We start from the raw sequence: 21,803 nt of genomic DNA, 5'->3' as shown, positions 1-21,803 counted from the left end.
ACCAGCCGCAGCGGGAAGTGGTCTCGACTCGGGTGCTCGCTCCGCTCGCGCCCGCTCGACCAGCGAGGGAGCTTGCGCCGGCCGGGCCCACCCAACCGCGGTCAAGCCGCCAACCGCTGGTCGAGCGTCCCACCGCTGGTCGAGCTCGTCGAGACCACCCCACCGCCGGTCGAGCCCCAACCGCTGGTCGAGCTTGTCGAGACCACCCCACCGCCGGTCGAGCCCCCACCGCTGGTCGAGCTTGTCGAGACCACCAGCCGCAGAAAGTGGTCTCGACTCGGGTGCTCGCTGCGCTCGCCCCCGCTCGACCAGCGGGAGACTACCTGCGCGGGGCCACGGCCGCGACGATCTTGTCAGCGGGACCCGCCAAGAAGAGCAGCACCAGCCACCAGCTCCCCCACTGCGGCACCACCAGCGACCCGACGAGCGCCACGACGAGCGCAATCACCGTTCCGAGATCGGGCGCGCTCGCCACCCACTCGTCGACATCGTGCCCAGTCGCCAACAGCTCCCGATGCCTCCTGCCCCACTCACTCATCGCCACCAGGCTCGACACCGACACCAGAAGCACCGCAATATAGAACGCCGTCCCCCACTTCAACGTCGGACCACTGATGAGCGAGGTCGCGAAGGGCAGCACGACAATCGTGAACAGCCACACCATGTGCAACTCGAACAGCACCCGGTCGTAGGCGTCGAAATACTCGATCATGCGATGGTGATTGCGCCACAACACCCAGATCACGAAAAAGCTGATGAGAAATCCGAGTAGCTCACTGGAGTGGTCACGAAGAACCGCGACCACCGTCGTATCGCTCCCGATCTCCTTACCGATCTCAGCAAGAGGCAGGACCAACAGGGTGAGCGCAATGGCAACCACCGCATCGGCGAACGAGATCAACCGTCGAAAACCCTCTGTGGTACGTCGCCCTTCGGGTGCTGCCATGCCCCGACTCTAGAACGCCGCGGCGACCTCCGCCTCCGTGAATCCGTAATCCGACAGGTCGTACCGGTGGTGTGGCCGACGTGCGCCTGATGCACTCTCGGCATCGAGGGCGACCATCGCGGCACGCGCCTCGCCAGAGATCTCGGTGCCCAGTGCCGCATACACACGTTCGACGGTCCCGAGCGGATCTGCCCGCAGGTCGTCGAACTCGACGTCGAGGAACTGCGCCTCGTCGTATTGCGCACGCGCCTGCGAGAATTGGTGCAATCCACGCGACCAGAGGTCGAGTTGCGTCCGGCCGATCGTGTCGCCGACGAACACCGTCGACCACCCCGGAGTGGCGTGCTCGGCGAGGCTGCACATCGACGCGATGATCGTCTCCGGCGCGCGATGCGTCTGGATCACCAGGGCGTCGGGATACACCGCCATCAGCGCGTCGAGCGCGAAGAGATGACTCGGGTTCTTCAGCACCCATCGCTTGCCGGGATCATTCGAACCGATCATCTGAAGGTTTTGACGATGCCGCGCGTAGGCCGGTGTCCAGTCCTGCTCGGCGAGCCACTTCGAGTACGTCGGCACGTAGGCGAGCGATTCGTACGAGATCGACATGATGCTCTGCCGCAACAACTGCCAGCACTCCTCGACCTCGCCGGCGTCGAGATAGTGCAGACCCATGAACTCCGGATTCTCGACGTGGTGCTGCGCGATACCGGCATCGATCTGCTGATAAACCGGATTGTTTGCCCACTGCTCGCGCGGCGGCCGCGGCTGCGGAAACTCGGTCAGCCACATCTCGAGTCCCTGGTGCGCGGGGTCGGCTGCGAGCAGCCGATGCAGGGCTGTGGTCCCGGTGCGTGGCAGCCCGGTCACGAAGATCGGACGGGTGATCTCGACGTCGGCGTACGACGGGGTGGCCCGCCACGACGCTTCGCTCATCAGTCGAGCGATCAACGCCCCTTTGAGGAAGTACCGAAACATCTTGCTACCGAGCTCGGTGAGGCCCGCTTCGTTCGTGTACGAATCGAGAAGCACACCGAGCGGCTCGAGGTACGCGTCGTCGCCGAAGTCATCGAGACCCGTTGTTCTCGTGGCAGATTCGTGCAGATCGTCGATCGTTCCGACGTTGCGCCTGCCGACTGACTCAGTCATGGTACTCCCCACAGTTCACGTCGAGGGTGTGGCCGGTGATCGCACTGGCCGCGTCGGAGGCGAGAAACACGACGGCGTCAGCGATCTCGTCCGGCTCCGGCAGCCGCTTGAGGTCGGAGCGCGCGGCGGTCTGCGCGTAGACGTCGTCCTCGCTGATGCCGTACTTCTTGGCGACCTCGCCGAAGTACCACTTGAGCTGATCGTCCCAGATGTATCCCGGCGCAACGGAGTTCACCCGTATCCGCTTGTCACCCAATTCCGTGGCCAACGTCTGCGACATCGCCAGCAGCGCCGACTTCGCCAACTTGTAACTGCCGTAACGCGGTTCGGAGTGTCGGATCACCATCGAATTGATGTTGACGATCGCACTCGTCGCTCGCGGCGAAGAAGACTCCGACGCCGCGTCGGCAAGTGCCCCGGTGAAGGCTTTCACAACGCGCAGCGTGCCGAGTACGGTCAGTTCGATACTCGCGTTGATCTGCTCGAAGTCGGTGCGGGCCAACGGCTTCATTGAGGGAAGCGCAAAGGCATTGTTCACGACGACGTCCACCCGCCCGTACTCGGCAAGCGTGGCAGCGACCAACTGGTCGACCGCATCGTCGTCGGTGATATCGGTGGGCACGACGAGTGAGCGGCCACCGGCAGCGTCGACCTCGGCGGAGATCTCCTTGAGTCGCGACTCGGTTCGCGCAGCGAGCACCACGCGAGCGCCGTGTGCTGCCGCGCGCAGGCAGATCGCTCGACCCAGTCCCGGTCCGACCCCGGATACGACGACCACCTTGTCGTCGAGGAGTCCCACACCCGCCATGTCAGTCACCCCAGCATTCTCTCTGCAAAACCGCGCTGGCGGAGGGCGATTCGCGCAGCCCATCCCGCGGGGTCGAGCCTGTTGTCGTCGAGGTAGGGCAGATGATCGGCGATGTCGCCCGCGTCGACGACCTGTGCCGTCGGCCCTTGTTCCGGCGGGATCGGCACATCTGTTCGCTGCCAACGGAATTGCATGATCCCGACCTCGTGACCGGTGGTCTCGATCCAGTTGGCGACGCCGGGATTCTCGTGCGCAAGTACCAATCGGATCATGCCGTCACGGTCAACCTGCGCCTGCGCGGAGTTCAGGCTGGTCTGGTGGTTGACGTAGTCGAGCGAGATGTACCACATGCTGCCGAGCTGAAAACCCTGATATGGCGCAGCAGATTTCGGAACCGTGATGATCATGGCCTCGCCGGGCAGCAGTCTGAAATGCCCGACGGACGAATACTGTGTCGACAGTCCACCGGGCGTGAGCCGCGGCGGTGTGAAGGTGTTGACCGGCTCGTCGAGGTAGAACCACTTCGGAAAGTTGAACCAGGTGTTCAGCCGTGCGAGCAGCATCTTGCCCGCGGTGGCGTACCGCCGCTGCACTCGCGCGAGGTCGAGGTCGGCGGGAGCGCTGCCCACCGTGTCGACACGCTCGATGGCGATCTCTCCCCTGCGCTGCGACCAGTCGGAGTACACCTCACGCACCGCGAGCATCGACGCGCCATCGCCGAGCGCGAAGTAGTCGTCACGCGCAGACGCCGCGGACAGATCCGGCCCGAACGTGATCTCGAACGTCCCGTCGGCGTTGATCGGAATCCGCCGGTCGTCGAAGGCGTCGTCGCCGCCGGGCACCTCGCTGGGTGTGTAGTCGCCGCGCAGTACCTGGAAACTCAGATCCGTTGTGCTGCCGCGGCGTCCCCAGACCCGATACGTGGCGCTCGGCTCGATGTCGGCGTGGAGGTAGAGGGTGTCCGGGTTGTCGAGACCCATCTTGGTGGCCGGTCCCGTCGAGGTGATGAACCCTGGATGGGTCCGACTGCGCGCTCGCGCCAATTGCAGTGTTGCCGCGATACTTCCGGCGAGATAGTCGAATCCCTCTGCGAGATCGGCATCCGTGCGCGCGAAGTCGGCGTTGGCGACCAACGCCTGTGCCTGCGTGATCGCGTCGGTGAAGGAACCGGTCACGTCGACTGTGTGCGAGACGGCATTCGTCGTCATAACCACGTATCTCCTCCGGTCCATGTCAGGAAATTGTCGAGCTCGGCCTGCGCTGGGGTGACCCGCGGATGCTCGGTCGACAGATAGCCGCCGCGGTAGAAGAGAAGTGGCTTGTCCTGCAGCACTTCTCCGAGCGTGAGTGCCCGACCGATCACGATGTGGTGGTCGCCGCCGTCGTCGACGCGTTCGACGGAGCATTCGACCCAAGTCAATCCGTGTCTGATCACGGGCAGTCCCGCGGGCGAAGGGTCCCAGGCGATTCCCGCGAACTTGTCGTCGCCCGGTGCGCCGAAGGCAGCACTGACATCCTGCTGCCGGTTGGAGAGGATGTTGACGCAGAACTTCCCGTTCTCTTCGATCACCCGCCAGGTCCGCGACGTCTTCTGCGGACAGAAGAGCACGAGAGGCGGATCGAGCGAGAGCGCCGCGAACGACTGGCAGGCGAATCCCGACGGCGCCCCATCCGCGGTGAGCGTGGTGATGACGGTGACGCCGGTACAGAACTGCCCCATCGCCGTGCGGAACTGACGTGTGTCGAAATCGCTTGACCCGTACGGTGTCGCAGCCATCTGGGCGCTCGCCCTTTCGTTCACTGGTTCTTGAATCCGACGGTGAAGTCGTGTCCCCACAAACTCACCGCGGTACTCTCCCTCGCCACCCACTCGCCGTCGTCGACCTGTCTTCCCTCACAACCGAATTCGACGTCGAATCCGCCGGGGGTCTTCATATAGAACGAGAGCATCAGGTCGTTGACGTGGCGTCCGAGCGATGCAGACATCGGCACTTTACGACGCAGCGCCCTGTCGAGGCAGAGCCCGACGTCGTCGGACTCACCGACCTCGACCATGAGGTGCACGATGCCCGTCGCGTTCGGCATCGGCAGGAACGCGAGCGAATGATGTCTCGGGTTGCATCCGAGGAAGCGCAGCCACGGAACCTCGTCGCCTTCTTCACGGCCCACCACCTGCGGTGGCAGACGCATCGAGTCACGCAGCTTGAAGCCGAGGACGTCGCGGTAGAAGGCCAGCGCGGCTTTGTCGTCGTCGCAGGTGAGTACGACGTGGCCGAGTCCCTGGTCGCCGGTGACGAACGAGTGCCCGTACGGACTGACGACGCGGCGATGTTCCAGTGCTGCACCGTGAAATACCTCGAGGGTGTTGCCGGCCGGGTCGTCGAAGACGATCATTTCGTCGACCCGACGATCGGCGCGTTCCTCGTCTTTACCCTCGCGGAAGATCACGCCCGCGGATGCGAGACGGTCCCGAACATCCTGCAGCGCTTGCGCATTCGGACACTCCCAGCCGGTGCTGCCGAGGTGGTCGCGGTCGGACGGCACGATAACCAGTCGCGCCGGAAAGTCGTCCATGCGTAGATACAGGGCATCGGGTGTTGCACCCTTGCCCTCGATCATGCCGAGAACCTTGAGTCCGTATTCGCGCCACGCGGCCATGTCGGTGGCCTCGATGCGCATGTAACCGAGGGAACTGATGGGGCTGTCGCTCATCGTTTCTATTACTCCACTCAGACCATCGTGTCGCCGACGGGAATTCCGAACTCGCCGTTGCCGAATGCGACGTAGGCACGCTCGGGGTCGTTGGCGGCGTGGACGCGTCCCGCGTGGGCATCGCGCCAGAAGCGCTGGATGGGCGTGCCGTTCTCGAGGGCGTGCGCACCCGAGTTCTCGAACAGCGTGTCGATCGAGGCGATCGCCCGGCCGGTTGCCCGCACCTGGTCGCGACGTGCGGCGAGCCGCAGTTCCATCGGCACCTCCTCACCACGCAGGATGTAGTTGTACTCGTCGGCGAGGTTGCCCGACAGCTGTCGCCATGCCGCGTCGATATCGCTTGCCGCACCGGCGATCCGGACTTTCGCGAACGGATCGTCCTTGGCTTTCTCGCCCGCATATGCGGCACGCACGCGCTTGCCCTGATGTTCGACGTGCGCGGCATACGCCCCGTAGGCCATGCCGACGATCGGCGTCGAGATGGTGCTGGGATGAATTGTGCCCCAAGGCATCTTGTAGACGGGGGCGGTGTTGCGCTCGAGTCCTGGCGCCTGACCCATCCCCATCGTGCGGTAGCTCAGCATGCGATGCTTGGGCACGAAGACGTCTTTGACCTCGATCGTGTTCGAGCCGGTGCCCCGCAGGCCAACGACGTTCCAGACGTCCTTGATGTTGTAGTCCTCACGCGGAATCAGGAAGCTGACGAAGTCGACGGGCTTGCCGTCCTTGATGACCGGGCCGCCGACGAACACCCAGTCGGCGATGCCACTACCCGACGACCACGCCCACGACCCGTTGACGATGTACCCGCCGTCGACCACCTGGCCGGCACCCATCGGGGCATACGACGACGAGATGCGCACCGACGGATCGGAGCCCCAGACGTCTTCCTGTGCCTGCTGGTCGAACAGGGCGAGGTGCCAGTTGTGGACGCCGATGATGCCGGAGACCCATCCGGTCGACCCGCAGGCGCTGCCGATCCTGCGTACCGCTTCGTAGAACGTGACCGGGTCGGCCTCGTATCCACCCCACTGCGATGGCTGCAGCAGTTTGAAGAAACCTGCGTCGTCGAGGCTGGACACCGTTTCGTCCGGGATCTGGCGGAGGTCCTCGGTCTGTTGCGCCCGCTGCTCGATCTCGGGCAGCAGTGCGTTGACCTTCTCGAGCACCTGTGCAGCCGCGTCTGCCCGATCGGCGCTCGTCTGAGCGCCCGGCGCCATCGATTGTTGTGCTGACGGCTCATGTGCTGGCATCTGGCCCGGCTCCTACCTGTCGATTCGCGGTCGTGAGACACTGGTTTCAGATCTGAGATTAGAACAGGTTCTAGTTTTTGTCGAGATATTCGGAAACACGGGACCTTGGCCCGATGTACTGCTGCGATCGGGCAGCGCAGAGTCGATGTGGACACGAATACTGGAACCTGTTCTAGTATTCGATGTAGACCAGCCCCCACCTCAAGGAGCATCGGAGATGACCGTCACCCCACGACCCGCTGCCCACACCGGAGCATCCGGTGCGGCACGCGACAGTGACGTGCGCGAGATCGACACCGGAGTACCCCCGACGCGGTTCGCGCGCGGCTGGCACTGCCTCGGCCTGCTGTCTGAGTTCGACGACGGCGAGCCCCACTCGATCACCGTGTTCGGCACCAAACTCGCGCTGTGGATACACGACGGCGAGGTCAACATCCTCGACGCGTACTGCAGGCACATGGGCGGCGATCTCAGCCAGGGCTCTATCCGCGACGGGAACGTCGCGTGCCCGTTCCACGGCTGGATGTGGAAGGGCAACGGACGTTGCGCGGGCGTGCCGTACGCGAAGCGCAATCCCAAACTCGCCAAGACACGTTCGTGGCCGACGATGATCCGCAACGGACAGGTCTTCGTCTACAACGACCCGGAGGGCAACCCGCCACCAGATGACTGCGTCGTCCCGGAACTCGACGAGGTCGGTAGCGACGCCTGGACCGGATGGACCTGGAACCGCCTGGTGATCGAGGGTTCCAACTGCCGCGAGATCATCGACAACGTCGTCGACATGGCGCACTTCTTCTACGTCCACTACGCGCTGCCCGACTACTTCAAGAACGTCTTCGAGGGCGAGACCGCCGCGCAGTACATGAACTCCCACGGCCGACCCGACATCGACTTCGGCAGCGGATATGCCGAGAGCCGCCTCGAATCGATGGCCGCGTATTACGGGCCGTCGTACATGCTCAACCCGATGGTCCAGTTCTACGGCGACTTCAAGATCGAGACCATCCTGACCAACTGCCACTACCCCATCGACGCCAACTCGTTCGTGCTGATGTACGGCGTGGTGGCCAAGGTGCCAGACGGCATGACGGGCGAGCAGGCGTCGCGGATGGCCCATAAGATCTCCAAGGGCGTCGAGGTCGGGTTCCTGCAGGACGTCGAGATCTGGAAGAACAAGACACGCATCGACAACCCGCTTCTCGTCGAAGAAGACGGTCCGGTTTACCAACTTCGACGCTGGTACGAACAGTTCTACGTCGACAAGGCCGACGTCTCCGACGAGATGACCCAGCGCTTCGAATACGAGATCGACACCACCAAGGCCGTCGAGAACTGGAGCATCGAGGTGGCCGAGAACCTGCGCCGCAAGCAGGAACGCGAGGCGGCAGAGGCTGCGGCTCCTGACGATTCCTCCGCGGACAACTCGTCCGACACCGACACGCGCGTCTGACCATGACCACCGCCGCCGATCGCACGGAGACAGGCGAGACCCCGCGGGGTACCTCTCCCGCCCTCGCCGGGTGGTCGAAGGCACCCGACTTCGGCGACGATCCGCAGCGTCGGGCCGCGGTCCACGAGTCGACGGCACGCGACCGCGAACACTATCTTCGCGGCGGCATGACCGAGATCGAGTGCCGCGGATGCCACGCGTGCGTGCTGGTCAAGAAGACCAGCTCGCACCACACCAGCGTGCAGTGGAACGCGGACGCCCGAGAGCGGTGCAACGAACTCGCCCGCATACGTGCCGAGGGCGGGAATCCGGCGCTCGTCCCGACCTGCTCGCGGCTGTCGGCGAGCATCGATCACGGTGTCGCAGAAGGGATCATCCCGGCGGAGTCGCCGGAGTCCGATCCCGACGGGTACTGGTGAGCCTCGTACTCGTGAGCACTGCTGTGGCGCTGACAAACACCACGCCGACGGCGAGCAGAATCGCGACGACGAGCACCGCGATCACGCCGTCGCCCGGTTGGAGGATCTGTTCGCCCGGTGCGAGCTCGAGGGTGCTGGTCACCGCGTCGTCGAGCAGTTGTCCGGACGGGTCGGCAACCACGATTGCCGCGGCCACCGCGGCTCCGACCGCGGCGAGCCCGATCACTGCGAGCGCGATCGGGCGCAGCCGACGACGCCACCATCCCACTGCCGCGACGGCAGCGATCACCGCACCCAACACGATGGTGATCAGTCCGGGACGTTGCGTGTGCGCTTCCAGGAATGCGACGTCTTCCGGCGCGGCACCGGGCACCGATACGCGCCCGACACCGGAGATCTTGGAGCTGAGCCCCTGGCTGGAGTCGCCCCACGACACCAGGCTGAACGCGACGATCAGCAGGCCGGACACGGCGAAAAGCGGCCATGCGAGTGCGCGCGCACGTTCTGTCATGGGGTCAAGCGTGCCACCCCGGGTCTCGCTCGCGTACCGACCTCCGGTGTTCACCGACGCCGCCGATGACTTTTCGCAAGGATGAAGGTCAGTACCAGCGTCCGAGACCAGCGACCACAGAGAAGAGCTACTGCCATGACCGACTACACCGCTCCCCCCGGCGCACCCGTCTGGTTCGACCTGATGAGCAGCGACACCGCGAAGGCCATCGACTTCTACAGCGACCTGTTCGGGTGGAAGGTCGAGGAGCCGAACCCCGACTTCGGTGGATACCAGAACTTCACTCTCAACGGTCACCGCATCGCCGGCCTGATGCCCGCCATGGGCGAGGGGTCGGTACCCAACGTCTGGTCGTCGTATCTACGCACCGACGACCCCGAGGCCACTCTCGACCTGGTCAAGGCAGCGGGCGGATCGGTCATGCTGCCTCCGATGGAGGTCGGCGAGGAGGGCACGATGGCCGTGGCGGTCGACGCCGCAGGCGCGGTGATCGGCTTCTGGAAAGCCAACAAGCACAAGGGCTTTGCCGAGTGGGGCGTCCACGGCGCGCCGTACTGGTTCGAGTGCGTGAGCCAGGACTACACCAAATCGGTGGTGTTCTATCCGGAGGTCGTCGGCGCTCGCGTCGAGTCGGTCATCGACAACAGCGCCGTCGAGATCGTCGAGCCGGGCAGCCCGCTGCGGTACGCGCAGGTCTTCTTCGGCGACATGGCCTACGCTGGAATCATGGACGCGGCCAACCTCTTTCCGCCGGAACTACCCTCCTTCTGGCAGATCTACATCTGCGTCGACGACGTACCCGCGACCGTCAAGCGCGCCGAGGAGCTCGGCGGCTCGGTCATGATGCCCGCCACGGACACGCCGTACGGCACCCTCGCCACGGTGCACGACCCCAACGGCGCACTGATCTCGCTGGGGCACCCGCCGGCCGGGATGTAGGCGGGCTCCAGACGCGGCTCGAACGTGCAGACGCGGTCGGTGTACCAGCCGCGTTTGCACGTTCGGGCCGCGTTTGGGTGCAAGGGGAACCGCCGGGCGCTCGCGCGCGTCGGAGCTGTCATGACCCCGTTCATCGCAGACGACCACGGCATCATCTACCGCAAGACGGCGCTTGCAGCTGGCTTCACCGACGACGATCTGCGCCGAGCGTGCCGACGCGGCGAGATCGTCCGTGTCGGCCGTGGCGCCTTCGCGCCCGCCGAGAAACGCACACCCGACGACGCGCACCGGCTGACCGTGATCGCGTCGGCCATGCTCGGCACTGTCGCGGGAGTGGTGACCCATCAGTCGGCCGCCGCAATGCACAGGCTGCCGATGCTCAAGCCCAACTTCCAGCGCCTGCACGTCACCACCGGTGACGCCAACCACGGCGGACGCACGGCCACCAGGCACACGCACGTCGGAGTGGTCGCGCCCAGCGAGACAGTCGACGTCGATGGTGTGCTGGTCAGCTCGCTCGAACGAACAGCCGTCGACATCGCCTGCACGAGCCCGATGGGCTTCGCGGGCGCACTCGCAGTGCTCGACGCCGCGCTGCGCCTCGGCGCCGACCGCAAGGTGATGCGCAAGATGCTGCGGGCCACGCGGCGGGGCGTCGGGCAGGCGCGCCGTGCGCTCGCACACGCCACGGCCGACGCGGAGAGTCCCGGTGAGTCGTGGTGTCGGGCGCAGATCATCGAGGCGGGCCTGCCCATTCCACGCCTGCAGCACGAGTTCCGCGATCAGGACGGGTTCGTCGCGCGAAGCGACTTCGACTGGTCGGGGCTACTCGTCGGAGAGTTCGACGGAAAGGTGAAGTACCAGAAGTACTTACGGCCCGGCGAGGACGCCACCGACGCCGTGGTCCGGGAGAAGAAGCGCGAGGACCGACTGCGTCGACTCGGCGTCATGGTGATCCGCTGGACCTGGGCCGACCTCGAGCGGGGCACCGTCGCGGCGTCGGTCCGGCAGTGGCTGACAAGACTGCAGCTCGACGTGGCGTGAGCGGATCGTCGAACTCCAGACGCGGCTCGAACCTGCAAACGCGGCTGGTACACCAGCCGCGTCTACACGTTCGGGCCGCGTTTGGGCGAACGCGGAACCCCTCAGACGCCGGCGTTCGCGTCGGCCTTCTTCCTCAGCTCAAGGGCGATATCGATGAGCTGATCCTCCTGGCCGCCAACGAGTTTACGGTTGCCGGCCTCGAGCAGGATGTCCGCCGCGGAGACGCCGTACCGTTCGGCGTGGCCCTCGGCGTGCTTGAGGAACGAGCTGTAGCAGCCCGCGTAGCCCATCATCATTGACGAGCGGTCGACGAGGCACTCCGACGGCATGGCGGGTCGCACGACGTCCTGGGCGGCGTCGGCGATCTTCATGAAGTCGACGCCCGTGGTGATCCCGAGCTTGTCGCAGACTCCGACGAAGGCCTCCGTCGGCGTGTTGCCCGCGCCTGCGCCGAAACGGCGGATCGATCCGTCGATCTGCTGCGCTCCTGCGCGAATGGCATTGATGGAGTTGGCAACCGCGATGTCGAGGTTCTCGTGGCCGTGGAAGCCGACCTGGGCGTCGTCGCCGAGTTCGGCAACGAGTGCCTGCACGCGGACCGTCACGTCTTCGAGCACGAGCGCCCCGGCGGAGTCGACGACGTACACGCACTGACATCCGGCATCGGCCATGATTCGCGCCTGTGCGGCAAGCACTTCCGGCGGCTGACTGTGGCTCATCATCAGGAACCCGACAGTCTCCAAACCCAGCTCGCGAGCCAGGCCGAAGTGCTGAATCGACACGTCGGCCTCGGTGCAGTGCGTCGCGATCCGGCAGATCTGACCGCCATTGTCCTGCGCGGCCCGAATGTCGTCCTTGGTGCCGAGCCCCGGCAGCATCAGGAACGCGATCTTGGCACGCTGCGCGGTCTCGGCGGCCGCCTTGATCAGTTCCTGCTCAGGGGTTTTGGAGAAGCCGTAGTTGAACGACGACCCGCCGAGCCCGTCGCCGTGGGTCACCTCGATCACCGGGACGCCGGCGTCGTCGAGCGCGCCGACGATGGACCGCACCTCGTCGACGGTGAACTGGTGGCGCTTGTGGTGGCTGCCGTCGCGTAGCGACGAGTCGGTGATCCGGATGTCGAGCGTGTTGGAGTACTTGCGCGCGTGCGCCATGAGATCTGTTGTCGCCGTGGTCATGCCGACACCCCCAGCTTCTGCTTCGCGATTTCTTCGCCGACCTTGGTGGCGGCAGCCGTCATGATGTCGAGGTTTCCCGCGTACGGCGGCAGGAAGTCGCCCGCGCCCTCGACCTCGACGAAGATCGAGACGCGCGCGTGCCCGCCGTTGAGCACACTGGGCGGATCGAACTGCGGGTCCTGTAGCAGCCGGTAGCCGGGAACGTATGCCTGGATGTCTTTTTCGCGCTGATGAATCGACGCGGCGATCGCGTCGGTGTCGGCATCCTCGGGAATCGCGCAGAAGATGGTGTCGCGCATGATCATCGGTGGATCGGCCGGGTTGAGGATGATGATCGCCTTGCCGCGCTGCGCACCGCCGATCGTCTCGATCCCCTTCGACGTCGTGCGCGTGAACTCGTCGATGTTGGCGCGCGTGCCCGGCCCCGCCGAGACCGATGCCACCGATGCGACGATCTCCGCATACGGCACCGGAACAACCGAACTCACCGCGTGCACCATCGGGATGGTCGCCTGCCCACCGCAGGTGATCATGTTGGTGTTCGGGGCGTCGAGGTGCTCGCGCAGGTTGGCGGGCGGCACCACAGCGGGCCCGACCGCCGCGGGTGTGAGGTCGACGGCGATGATGCCTGCCTCCTCGTAGCGAGGCGCGTACTCGCGGTGCACGTAGGCCGACGTCGCCTCGAAGATCAGATCGGGCTTCTCCGACGACGCGAGCAACTCGTCGGCGCCGCCGCTCATGGTGATCAGCCCGTGGTCGGCGGCACGTTTCATGCCCTCGGAGTCGGCGTCGATACCGACCATCCAGCGCGGGTCGATGACCTGACTGCGTTCGAGTTTGTACATGAGGTCGGTGCCGATGTTGCCCGACCCGATGATGGCTGCGGTCAGCGTTGCCGCCACGGTGCCTCCTGTGGGTGAGTGGTCATGATTCTTGACGAAAACTGTTGAGACTCAGTCGAAGTCCAGTGTGACGGTGCCGAGTCCCGCGAACTCGGCGACGACGTGGTCGCCGGGCGCGACGTCGAAGGCCCGTGTCGCGGTCCCGGGAAGGATCAGGTCGCCCTTGCGCAGCCGCACCCCGAAACCCTCGACCTTGCGCGCGAGCCACGACACCGCATTGAGCGGATGTCCGAGTACCGCAGACGAATTGCCCTTGGCGACGACCTCACCGTTGCGGTGCAGCACCGCGTCGACGTCGCCGGTATCGATATCGCCGATGGCCACCCGCTGCTCGCCGAGAATCCATCCGCACGACGACGCGTTGTCGGCGATGGTGTCGCAGAGCGTGATCTTCCAGTCCGTGATCCGCGAATCGATGAGTTCGATCGACGGCACCACCCACTCGACGGCATCGATGACGTCGTCGTTGGTGCACCCCTCCCCCGGCAGGTCCTTGCCGAGGATGAACCCGACCTCCACCTCGACCCGCGGGAAGCAGAGCCGAGCCGTGTCGATGGGGGTCGACTCGTGGTACTGCATCTCGTCGAGCAGATGCCCGTAGTCGGGCTCGTCGACGCCCATCATCTTCTGCATGGCCTCCGACGCAAGGCCCACCTTGTGCCCGGCTACCTTCGCACCCGCATCGAGACGCCTGCGGATATTGATCAGCTGGATCTCGTACGCGTCGACGACGTCGAGGTCGGGATGGGTGTCGGTCGGGCGCTCGATGGCGGTCGCGGTCTGTTCCGCGGTCCACAAATCCGCCGCTATCTGCTCGCGAGTTGCCTTGTCGACGGCCACTTCTGCTCACTTCCGAGGTCGGTACGTTATCACACCCACCGCGGCGAGCACACAGGCCACCACGGCATGAACACGTTCTAGTTTAGAACATGTTCCAGTTTTGCGGCAGTCCCCTTCAGCGCCCCACCCACGCCCCCGCCCACTACTCAGTCGATGACCGCAGGGCTGAACGTCGGCGGGTCGCCCAGCATCGCGCGGTGTGACGGCGGCTGCCGACCGTCGGTGTCGACGACGCCGTACTCGGCAGCGAGTTCCGCTGCGATGAGAACCCGCCCACTCCGCGACATCCGATCGGGGTCGTCGGCGAGCGCGGCGACGACCCGCCCCACGAACTCCGGCGATTCGGCGTTGGCGGCGAGACCGGCATACGCATCCGGGTGATCGGCGAATGCCGCGCGGGTGCGCTCGGTCAGCAGCAGGCCCATCCACAGCGAGATCACGGCGACGTCGTGCGGCCGGAAGTCGACGGCCATGTCGTGAGCCAGTTTGTCGACGGCAGCCTTGCCCGCGCCGTACGCGGGTCCGTGCATGTAGCAGGCGCCACCGAAGGAGGAGGTATTGACGATCAGGCCCGAACCGCGGTGCACCAGAAGCGGTGCGGCGAAATGGCTTGCGACATACGTCGAGCGCATTCCGACGTCGAACAGGTCGGTGAGCGAGAGCGGCTTGCTCCAGAACGGACCCTTCCCCGTCAATGCGTCCGGCAGGGTCAGCGCGTTGTTGACCAGGATGTCGAGGAAGCCGTCGTTCTCGTCACCGACTCGCTCGAACAGTGCGGCGACCGCCTTGTCGTCGGCGTGGTTGAGCACCACCGGAACACCGACGCCGCCGCGAGCGCTCACCTCGGCAGCAGTCGAATTCACCGAACCGGGTAGTCCGCTGTCGCCGTCGTTCGCGGTCCGGCCGGTCACGTACACCGTCGCCCCGCTCGCGCCCAGCGCGAGCGCGATTCCCCTGCCCGCGCCGCGGCTCGCGCCGGTCACCACCACAACTCGCCCATGCTCCATGCGCACCGACTCTCCCACACCCTGGCGCCACATTTCTGAAACGTGTTCTAATTCGTAGATAGAACACGTTCCACCGCGGAGCACGAAGGGAACCCGATGGCAGGCGAGCGCGAGCAAGGACAACCAGAGACCTACGACGTCATCGTCGTGGGTGCGGGTGCGGCAGGGCTGAGTGCCGCGATCACCGCAGCGGCGCAGGGCCTCACGACGGTGATCATCGAAAAGTCGCCGTACTGGGGAGGCTCGACGTCGCGCTCGGGTGGCGGCGTCTGGATTCCGAACAACTCCGTGTTGAAGCGCGACGGCGTCGACGACACACCCGAGCGGGCCCGCGAGTACGTCAAGGCGATCATCGGCGAGCACGCACGCGAAGACCGCATCGACGCCTACATCGACCGCGGCCCCGAGGCGCTCGACTTCCTGATGAAGCACGCCCCTCTCGACCTCGAATGGGTGAAGAACTACTCCGACTACTACCCCGAAGCGCCGGGCGGTCGGCTGGGCGGGCGCAGCGTCGAACCTCGGCCATTCGATGCACGAGCACTCGGCGACGACCTCGACACCCTGCACCCGCAGTACACCAAGGCGCCGCTCAATATGGTTGTGCTGCAATCGGATTACCGCTGGCTCAACACCGGTATACGCCATTGGCGCGGCCCGGCGCGGATGGCCAAGGTCGGCGGTCGATTCTTCTGGGCACGCTCGCGCGGCAAGAAGCTCATCGCGATGGGTGCGGCACTCGCCGCCGAACTGCTGCTCGGCGTTCGACAGGCCGGCGTGCCACTGCGATTGAACACCGGCCTCGTCGACCTTCTCACCGATGACGGCCGTGTCGTCGGGGTGAGAGCGGAATCCGACGGTCAGCAGTTCGACATCCGCGCCGAGAAAGGCGTGATCCTCGCCTGCGGCGGATTCGAGCGCAACGTCGAGATGCGCCGCAAATATCAGCGCGAACCGATCGGGGCGGACTGGACGACGGGCGCGCCGTCGAACACCGGTGACGGGATCAACGCGGGCATCAAGATCGGCGCCGCGGTGTCGCTGATGGACGACGCCTGGTGGGGACCGACCATTCCCCTGCCGCGCGGGCCGTGGTTCGCACTCTCCGAACGCTCCGTCCCCGGCACGTTCATCGTCAACATGCGCGGCGAGCGATTCATGAACGAATCACTGCCCTACGTGGAGGCCGTGCACCAGATGTATGGCGGCGAGTTCGGCCAGGGCGACGGCCCGGGAGAGAACGTACCCGGCTGGCTGATCTTCGACCAGACGTGCCGCAACCGATACCTCTTCGCGGGGATCAACGCGCGACAACCGTTGCCCAAGAAGTGGTTTGATTCCGGGGTCGTCGTCAAAGCCGACACGATCTCCGAGCTCGCCGACAAGATCGGCGTCCCTGCCGACGCGCTGACCACGACAACCGAACGCTTCAACGGATTCGCGAAGTCCGGCGTCGACGCCGACTTCCATCGCGGCGAGAGCGGCTACGACCACTACTACGGCGACATCACCAACAAGCCCAACCCGAGCCTCGGGCCGGTCCGCAAGGCGCCGTTCTACGCGGTCAAGATGGTGCCGGGAGACCTCGGCACCAAGGGCGGCATCGACACCGACGCGTCGGGCCGCGCGCTGCGACCGGACGGCTCGGTCATCGAGGGCCTCTACGCCGCGGGCAACACCAGCGCACCGGTCATGGGCCACACCTATGCCGGCCCCGGCGCCACCATCGGCCCCGCGCTCGTCTTCGGCTACCTCGCCGCGCTCGACGCCGCCGCACGCACCGGGCAGGCAACCCCGACGTCGACGACGGCAGGAGCGTAAGCCGTGCCCATCGATCCATCGGTCGCAGTCGGGGCAGAGTTGCCCGAGGTCACCTTCTCGTGGACGGCATCCGACGTTGCGCTCTACCACCTCGCCGTCGGAGCAGCCCGTGATCCGCTCGACGCCGCCGGCCTGCGCTACGTCGACGACGCCGCTCCCAAGGTGCTACCGACGTTCGCGACGGTCGCCGCGACGTTCCACGCGACGCAGGCTCCCACGGTCTCCTTCCCCGGCATCGACATCGATCTGGCGAAGGTCGTCCACGGCAGCCAGCAGATCACCGCGCACCGACCACTGCCGCCGGAGGGCAAGGCGACGACGCGCAAGCGGATTGTCGAGGTCCAGGACAAGGGGTCCGCGGCGGTCATCATCTCCGAGGGCGTCACCGTCGACGAGACGGGCGAACCGCTGTGGACCGAGCGGTCGTCGATCTTCGCCAAGGGCGAGGGCGGTTTCGGAGGCGAACGCGGAGCGTCGAGCAAAGTCGCTTATCCCGACCGAGCACCCGATGTCACCCTGCAGGTCCCCACGCTGCCGAACCAGGCGCTGCTCTACCGGTTGTGCGGCGACCGCAATCCCCTGCACTCCGACCCGGCATTCGCCGCGGCCGCCGGCTTTCCGCGTCCCATCCTGCACGGCCTGTGCACGTATGGATCGGTGTGCCGGGCCGTCGTCGACGAACTCCTCGACGGCGATGTCATCGCGGTGGCCGACTTCTCGGCAACCTTCGCGGGCGTGGTGTTCCCGGGTGAGACTCTCGACGTTGCGGTGTGGGACGAGGCCGACAGGCTCCTGGTGACCGCCTCGGTGATCGACCGCGAGAACGCCCCGGCGCTGGCGAACGTGGTCGTGGACAAACGCCGCTGAGCAGTCGACGGGAGTCGCGGAAATTCGACGTCGAAGACCGGATGCCGCCAGCGCGCACCATCGCAGACGGAACCGATAAGGTCACTGACGGTCATTCCCGCAACCTGCCGTGGCCGTGCCACGGACCAAGAAGGAGATTCGATGAGCGATTCGCTGCAGTCACTGCTCGGAGCCAACCGTCCGGCAGTGGTCAACGATTTCGTCGGCGTGATCGACGCCGAGGTGTCGGAGCAGAAGGGCCTCAGCGGAGCCGCTGTCAAAGCGGCATACGGCGCAGTCCAGAAGATCAAGCCGGACATCGTGACTCGGGCCACCGATCAGTTGCTGCCCGACTTTCTCGCTGCGCTGCAACCGTTCTGGGACAGCAAGCCCGCGGGAGTCGCGTTCGGCGATCATCTCGCGAACAATTCCGACGCGGCCTCCGAAGCACTGCTTCAGGTGACCGACGATCAGGTATCGAATGCCAAGCCTGCACTGGCGAAGGCATACAACTCGCTGCGCGGCAAGGCGAAAAACTATGTGGCCGCGGCACTTCCGCGAGTCGGCGCAGTCGTCGAGAAGTACGCGGGCTGAGTCCGACGTGTCGGCTGGTCGCGCTAGGCCGCGGAGGTGAGGATGAGAACCAACACCACACCGACCGCGATCAGCGCGGCCAGCATCGACAACACCCGCCAGATGTGCAGGCGGACCGGCGTCGTGTCGGTTGCTCGTGAAGATGCGACCTGGGATGAGGCCATGATCTCTCACTTTCGATCGTCCGGGACACCCGCCAACTACCTTGTCGAATACTCCCGGTGTGTTACTACAGTGATAAATGTGTCACATGGTGCAGGAGTTTGGGGTGTTTCCCGGCAGCGTGTCGCGAATAACCTCGACACGATACCCACGGGGACGAAATGGCCGGGCTGACACGCACGAGACTGACCCGCGAGAACACACGTGCGGCATGGCTGATTCTGATCGCCTGCGCTGCGGTCAGCATGGTGGTCGCGGCGATGGCCGCACTGAACACCGCTCTGGCCGACATCGCCGTCGACATCGGCGCCGACTCGAGCGAGATGACGTGGATCGTCGACGGCTACACGTTAGCCCTTGCGGCACTTCTACTTCCGGCAGGCGCCATCGGCGACCGGTTCGGTCGGCGCGAGGTCCTGATCGTCGGTCTCGTCATTTTTGCCGTCGCCTCGCTGCTGGCGATCTGGACCACCAATCCCACCCAGTTGATCTGCACCCGAATCCTGGCAGGCGCCGCTGCGGCGCTCATCATGCCCACCACGCTGTCGCTGATCACCTCCGGCGTGCCCACGGACAAGCGCAGTATCGCCGTGAGCATTTGGGCTGCGGTGGCAGGTGCGGGAGCGATCGCGGGATTCTTCGTCACCGGTGTGCTGCTCGAATTCTTCTCGTGGCACTCGATTTTCATCACCTTCGCGGCATCGGCCCTCGTGACCGCTCTGCTGTGCCTGACGATCGGAACCTCCCGCGACAGCAACCCCGGACGCTTCGACTTCGGCGGTACCGCCCTCTCGGTCCTCGGCGTGACCGGAATCGTCTTCGGTCTTCTCGAAGCACCGCACCGGGGTTGGGGTGACGCGCTCGTACTGTTCACCCTGATCGGCGGACTGGTGCTGTTGGCCGCGTTCTGCGTGGTGGAACTACGCATCACCGACCCGCTGCTCGACGTCCGACTGTTCACCAACCGCGCCTTCGGTTCCGGCGCACTCTCGGTGGCATTGCAATTCTTCGCGTCCTTCGGCGCCTTCTATCTGATGTTGCAGCGACTGCAACTGGTGATGGGCTACTCCCCGCTGCAATCGGCTTTCGCACTGATGCCCATGGTCGTCGGCGTCAGCGCTTTCGCGCTCGTGGGCAACTGGGTCGCCGTGCGGTTCCACTCGCTGCGTTTCGTTCTCGCGGGCGGAATCCTCGTCGCAGGCATCGGCATGCTGCTCCTAGGGCTCGTCGACTACGACAGTTACCCGGTGTTCGCGGCGATGACAGGAGTCATCGCGACCGGTATCGGACTCGCGACCGCACCGTCGACCACGGCCATCATGTCGAATACACCGCTGGACAACCAGGGCGTCGGGTCGGCGGTCAACGACACAGCGCGCGAACTCGGTGCGGCCATCGGGATCGCCATCGCCGGGTCGCTGCTCGCGGCCGGGTACTCCGCCCGAATCGGGCCGACGAGCGCACTCGCTCACGACCAACTCGACGCCGCCGGACGCCAACGCATCGCCGCCGGCGACACGGCGGGTGGCCAGGCGCTTCTCGCCCAGGCCGACGAGGCGTCGACTCGCATCGGCAAGTCACTGGCGGAGGCCACCGAGGTGGCACACAGACTTCCCGCGCAGGCGAGCGGTCTGGCACGCGCCATCCTCGATGGCGCGCAAGACGCGTTCGTCACGCCGATGAATCAGGCGTGCGTCGTCCTCGGAGCGGTCCTCCTCGCGGGCGCAGCCGTGTTGCTGTGGCTCGCTCCTCGTCGTGTCGTCGCGGTCACCGATACCGACATCGGTACCGGAACCGGCGAGGGGGAACCTGTGACAGGGAGCAACGAGTTCGGCTGGGCCGACGGCGACAGGCAACGCTCCACGGAAAGGTGAGCAGCGTAGGCTCGCTCCGGTGATCGAGGCGAGCAGCGCGTTCGGCACCGTGGTCGCGGTCGTCGTGATGGTCGTGACCATCGTCGCCACCGTATCGGTCACACGCGTCCCCGCCGCAGTTGTCGCCGTTCCGGCGGCTGTGCTCGTCGTCGCGCTAGGTCTCGTCGACTGGCACACCGCCCTGGCAGAGGTGCGGTTCATGCTGCCGACGATCGGGTTTCTCGCGGCGATGCTCGTCGTCGCCGAGATCTGCGCACGCGCAGGCGTTTTCGTCTGGGTCGGGGTGGTACTGGCCAGGTGGAGTCGCGGTTCGGCGATCGGATTGCTGCGCATCGTGTTCGTGGTGGCAGCCATCACGACCGCTGTACTGTCCCTCGACACCACGATCGTCCTGCTGACCCCGGTGGCGGTGCTGACCGCACGACACATCGGCGCGCGGGTCACACCCATCGCCTTCGCGAGCAACCATCTGGCCAACAGCGCCTCGACGCTTCTGCCCGTCTCCAACCTGACCAATCTGCTCGCCTTCGGCGCGGCCGGGCTGTCGTTCACGCGCTTCGCCGCGATCATGGCGTGGCCGTGGGTCGCGGCGATCGTCGTCGAATATCTCGTCTTTCGGTGGTTCTTCGCCGTAGACCTGCGGTCTCCCCGTGGACAACGTGAGGTCGACGACCCTCCCGAACCAGACGTACCCGATGTGGCGCACGACCATTCAGGAGGAGGCGAGTCGCCACGAGCGCCGCTGCTGACGTTGGCCGCGCTCGGCGTGCTTCTCGTGGGATTCGTCGTCGCAGAACCTCTCGGTGTCCCGCTGGCCGCCGTGGCGGGCATCGGGGCGCTGGTCATGGCGTTGCCGTCGCTGTGGCGGGCACCGGCCGCAACATGCGTCGACGCCGTCCGCGCCGCAGGAGTCCCATTCCTGATCTTCGTTGCCGCGCTGGGTGTGATCATCCTGCCCGTGCGCAACGGCCCCGTGGGTGATCTCTTCTCGACGCTGATGCCCTCCGGGGCAGGACTTCTCGCGCTGCTGGGTGCCGCGGTGATCGCAGCGATCGCCGCCAACCTGTTCAACAATCTCCCTGCGACGCTGCTGCTCGTCCCGCTCGTGGCGGGTCAACCGGCGCTGGTGCTCGCGATACTGCTCGGTGTGAACATCGGCCCCAACCTGGCCGTGTTCGGGTCGCTGGCCAATCTGCTGTGGCGTGACGTCATGCGTCGGCACTCGGCGTCGACGTCGTCGCGTGTCTACCTGTCACTCGGACTGGTGTCGGTGCCGCTGACACTGGTAGCAGCCGTGCTCGCACTCTGGGTCGGGCTGCGAGCGTTCGGCTGAGCTTTCGGCTGT

Annotated in this window: 22 protein-coding genes; 9 read left to right on the top strand and 13 right to left on the bottom strand. The window is 65.7% G+C overall.

All coding sequences use genetic code 11. The features are described from left to right. Positions 1-319: 319 nt before the first annotated feature. Genes GOSPT_RS06110 through hsaA form a run of 7 tightly spaced genes read right to left on the bottom strand, consistent with a single transcriptional unit; the run spans position 320 to position 6,835 of the window. Positions 320-946 (bottom strand): TMEM175 family protein, encoded by a 627-nt coding sequence (locus GOSPT_RS06110; RefSeq protein ID WP_005204158.1) that lies wholly within the window; start codon positions 944-946, stop codon positions 320-322. Positions 947-955: 9 nt separating this feature from the next. Then, the gene (locus GOSPT_RS06105) at positions 956-2,095 is read right to left on the bottom strand and encodes a sulfotransferase family protein (protein WP_005204149.1); all 1,140 of its coding nucleotides are present in this window, start codon (positions 2,093-2,095) and stop codon (positions 956-958) included. After that, complete coding sequence (locus GOSPT_RS06100) at positions 2,088-2,903, bottom strand: SDR family oxidoreductase (protein ID WP_039854998.1); 816 nt, start codon at positions 2,901-2,903, stop codon at positions 2,088-2,090. The genes GOSPT_RS06105 and GOSPT_RS06100 overlap by 8 nt, the downstream gene beginning before the upstream one ends. A 5-nt stretch (positions 2,904-2,908) precedes the next feature. Then, positions 2,909-4,111, bottom strand: a complete 1,203-nt coding sequence (locus GOSPT_RS06095) for a hypothetical protein (RefSeq protein WP_005204146.1) — start codon at positions 4,109-4,111, stop codon at positions 2,909-2,911. Then, a complete protein-coding gene (gene hsaB, locus GOSPT_RS06090) occupies positions 4,108-4,680 on the bottom strand; it encodes a 3-hydroxy-9,10-secoandrosta-1,3,5(10)-triene-9,17-dione monooxygenase reductase subunit (protein WP_005204144.1) in 573 nt (190 codons plus the stop codon). The genes GOSPT_RS06095 and hsaB overlap by 4 nt, the downstream gene beginning before the upstream one ends. Positions 4,681-4,700: 20 nt before the next feature. Further along, complete coding sequence (gene hsaC, locus GOSPT_RS06085; RefSeq protein ID WP_005204141.1) at positions 4,701-5,615, bottom strand: iron-dependent extradiol dioxygenase HsaC; 915 nt, start codon at positions 5,613-5,615, stop codon at positions 4,701-4,703. Between the two features lie 17 nt (positions 5,616-5,632). Next, positions 5,633-6,835, bottom strand: a complete 1,203-nt coding sequence (gene hsaA, locus GOSPT_RS06080; protein WP_039855017.1) for a 3-hydroxy-9,10-secoandrosta-1,3,5(10)-triene-9,17-dione monooxygenase oxygenase subunit — start codon at positions 6,833-6,835, stop codon at positions 5,633-5,635. Positions 6,836-7,085: 250 nt separating this feature from the next. Here hsaA and GOSPT_RS06075 point away from each other — a divergent pair, with 250 nt between their 5' ends. Both GOSPT_RS06075 and GOSPT_RS06070 read left to right on the top strand, forming a co-directional pair. Further along, positions 7,086-8,321, top strand: coding sequence for a 3-ketosteroid-9-alpha-monooxygenase, oxygenase component (locus GOSPT_RS06075; protein WP_005204132.1), 1,236 nt, complete (start codon positions 7,086-7,088; stop codon positions 8,319-8,321). Positions 8,322-8,323: 2 nt separating this feature from the next. Continuing rightward, the gene (locus tag GOSPT_RS06070; protein ID WP_005204130.1) at positions 8,324-8,740 is read left to right on the top strand and encodes a hypothetical protein; all 417 of its coding nucleotides are present in this window, start codon (positions 8,324-8,326) and stop codon (positions 8,738-8,740) included. On the opposite strand, the gene GOSPT_RS06065 is transcribed toward GOSPT_RS06070, so the two are convergent. Beyond that, a complete protein-coding gene (locus tag GOSPT_RS06065; protein WP_005204128.1) occupies positions 8,694-9,251 on the bottom strand; it encodes a hypothetical protein in 558 nt (185 codons plus the stop codon). The two genes, GOSPT_RS06070 and GOSPT_RS06065, sit on opposite strands and share 47 nt — an antisense overlap. Before the next feature lie 135 nt (positions 9,252-9,386). Between GOSPT_RS06065 and GOSPT_RS06060 the strand changes: the two genes are divergently transcribed. Both GOSPT_RS06060 and GOSPT_RS06055 read left to right on the top strand, forming a co-directional pair. After that, entirely contained in the window at positions 9,387-10,190 is an 804-nt protein-coding gene (locus GOSPT_RS06060; protein ID WP_005204126.1) for a VOC family protein, read from the top strand. Between the two features lie 120 nt (positions 10,191-10,310). Then, complete coding sequence (locus tag GOSPT_RS06055) at positions 10,311-11,234, top strand: type IV toxin-antitoxin system AbiEi family antitoxin domain-containing protein (protein WP_039855016.1); 924 nt, start codon at positions 10,311-10,313, stop codon at positions 11,232-11,234. A 101-nt stretch (positions 11,235-11,335) separates the two neighbouring features. Here GOSPT_RS06055 and dmpG read toward each other — a convergent pair whose 3' ends face one another. From dmpG to GOSPT_RS06035, 4 genes are all read right to left on the bottom strand, one after another. Beyond that, positions 11,336-12,412 (bottom strand): 4-hydroxy-2-oxovalerate aldolase, encoded by a 1,077-nt coding sequence (gene dmpG, locus GOSPT_RS06050; protein WP_005204121.1) that lies wholly within the window; start codon positions 12,410-12,412, stop codon positions 11,336-11,338. After that, a complete protein-coding gene (locus GOSPT_RS06045) occupies positions 12,409-13,314 on the bottom strand; it encodes an acetaldehyde dehydrogenase (acetylating) (protein ID WP_005204120.1) in 906 nt (301 codons plus the stop codon). The genes dmpG and GOSPT_RS06045 overlap by 4 nt, the downstream gene beginning before the upstream one ends. A gap of 51 nt (positions 13,315-13,365) precedes the next feature. Further along, positions 13,366-14,154, bottom strand: a complete 789-nt coding sequence (locus tag GOSPT_RS06040) for a 2-keto-4-pentenoate hydratase (protein WP_005204118.1) — start codon at positions 14,152-14,154, stop codon at positions 13,366-13,368. Between the two features lie 146 nt (positions 14,155-14,300). Further along, a complete protein-coding gene (locus tag GOSPT_RS06035) occupies positions 14,301-15,161 on the bottom strand; it encodes an SDR family NAD(P)-dependent oxidoreductase (protein WP_141630818.1) in 861 nt (286 codons plus the stop codon). A 96-nt stretch (positions 15,162-15,257) separates the two neighbouring features. Here GOSPT_RS06035 and kstD point away from each other — a divergent pair, with 96 nt between their 5' ends. From kstD to GOSPT_RS06020, 3 genes are all read left to right on the top strand, one after another. Further along, positions 15,258-16,982, top strand: a complete 1,725-nt coding sequence (gene kstD / locus GOSPT_RS06030; RefSeq protein ID WP_005204113.1) for a 3-oxosteroid 1-dehydrogenase — start codon at positions 15,258-15,260, stop codon at positions 16,980-16,982. Between the two features lie 3 nt (positions 16,983-16,985). Continuing rightward, a complete protein-coding gene (gene chsH3 / locus GOSPT_RS06025) occupies positions 16,986-17,849 on the top strand; it encodes an enoyl-CoA hydratase ChsH3 (protein WP_005204098.1) in 864 nt (287 codons plus the stop codon). Between the two features lie 141 nt (positions 17,850-17,990). Continuing rightward, on the top strand, positions 17,991-18,422 hold the full coding sequence (locus GOSPT_RS06020; protein WP_005204096.1) for a DUF6918 family protein: 432 nt from the start codon (positions 17,991-17,993) through the stop codon (positions 18,420-18,422). Between the two features lie 23 nt (positions 18,423-18,445). Here GOSPT_RS06020 and GOSPT_RS23815 read toward each other — a convergent pair whose 3' ends face one another. Further along, a complete protein-coding gene (locus GOSPT_RS23815) occupies positions 18,446-18,586 on the bottom strand; it encodes a hypothetical protein (RefSeq protein WP_168431241.1) in 141 nt (46 codons plus the stop codon). Positions 18,587-18,745: 159 nt separating this feature from the next. On the opposite strand from GOSPT_RS23815, the gene GOSPT_RS06015 reads away from it, so the two are divergent. Then, positions 18,746-20,458: an MFS transporter gene (locus GOSPT_RS06015; protein ID WP_005204094.1), complete on the top strand. Its 1,713-nt coding sequence runs from the start codon at positions 18,746-18,748 to the stop codon at positions 20,456-20,458. Between the two features lie 19 nt (positions 20,459-20,477). After that, positions 20,478-21,791: an SLC13 family permease gene (locus tag GOSPT_RS06010; protein WP_005204093.1), complete on the top strand. Its 1,314-nt coding sequence runs from the start codon at positions 20,478-20,480 to the stop codon at positions 21,789-21,791. Positions 21,792-21,803 lie beyond the last annotated feature (12 nt).

It is taken from the genome of Gordonia sputi NBRC 100414 (genome assembly GCF_000248055.1).
GTDB lineage: Bacteria > Actinomycetota > Actinomycetes > Mycobacteriales > Mycobacteriaceae > Gordonia > Gordonia sputi.
This window is presented reverse-complemented; position numbering and strand designations above follow the sequence as displayed.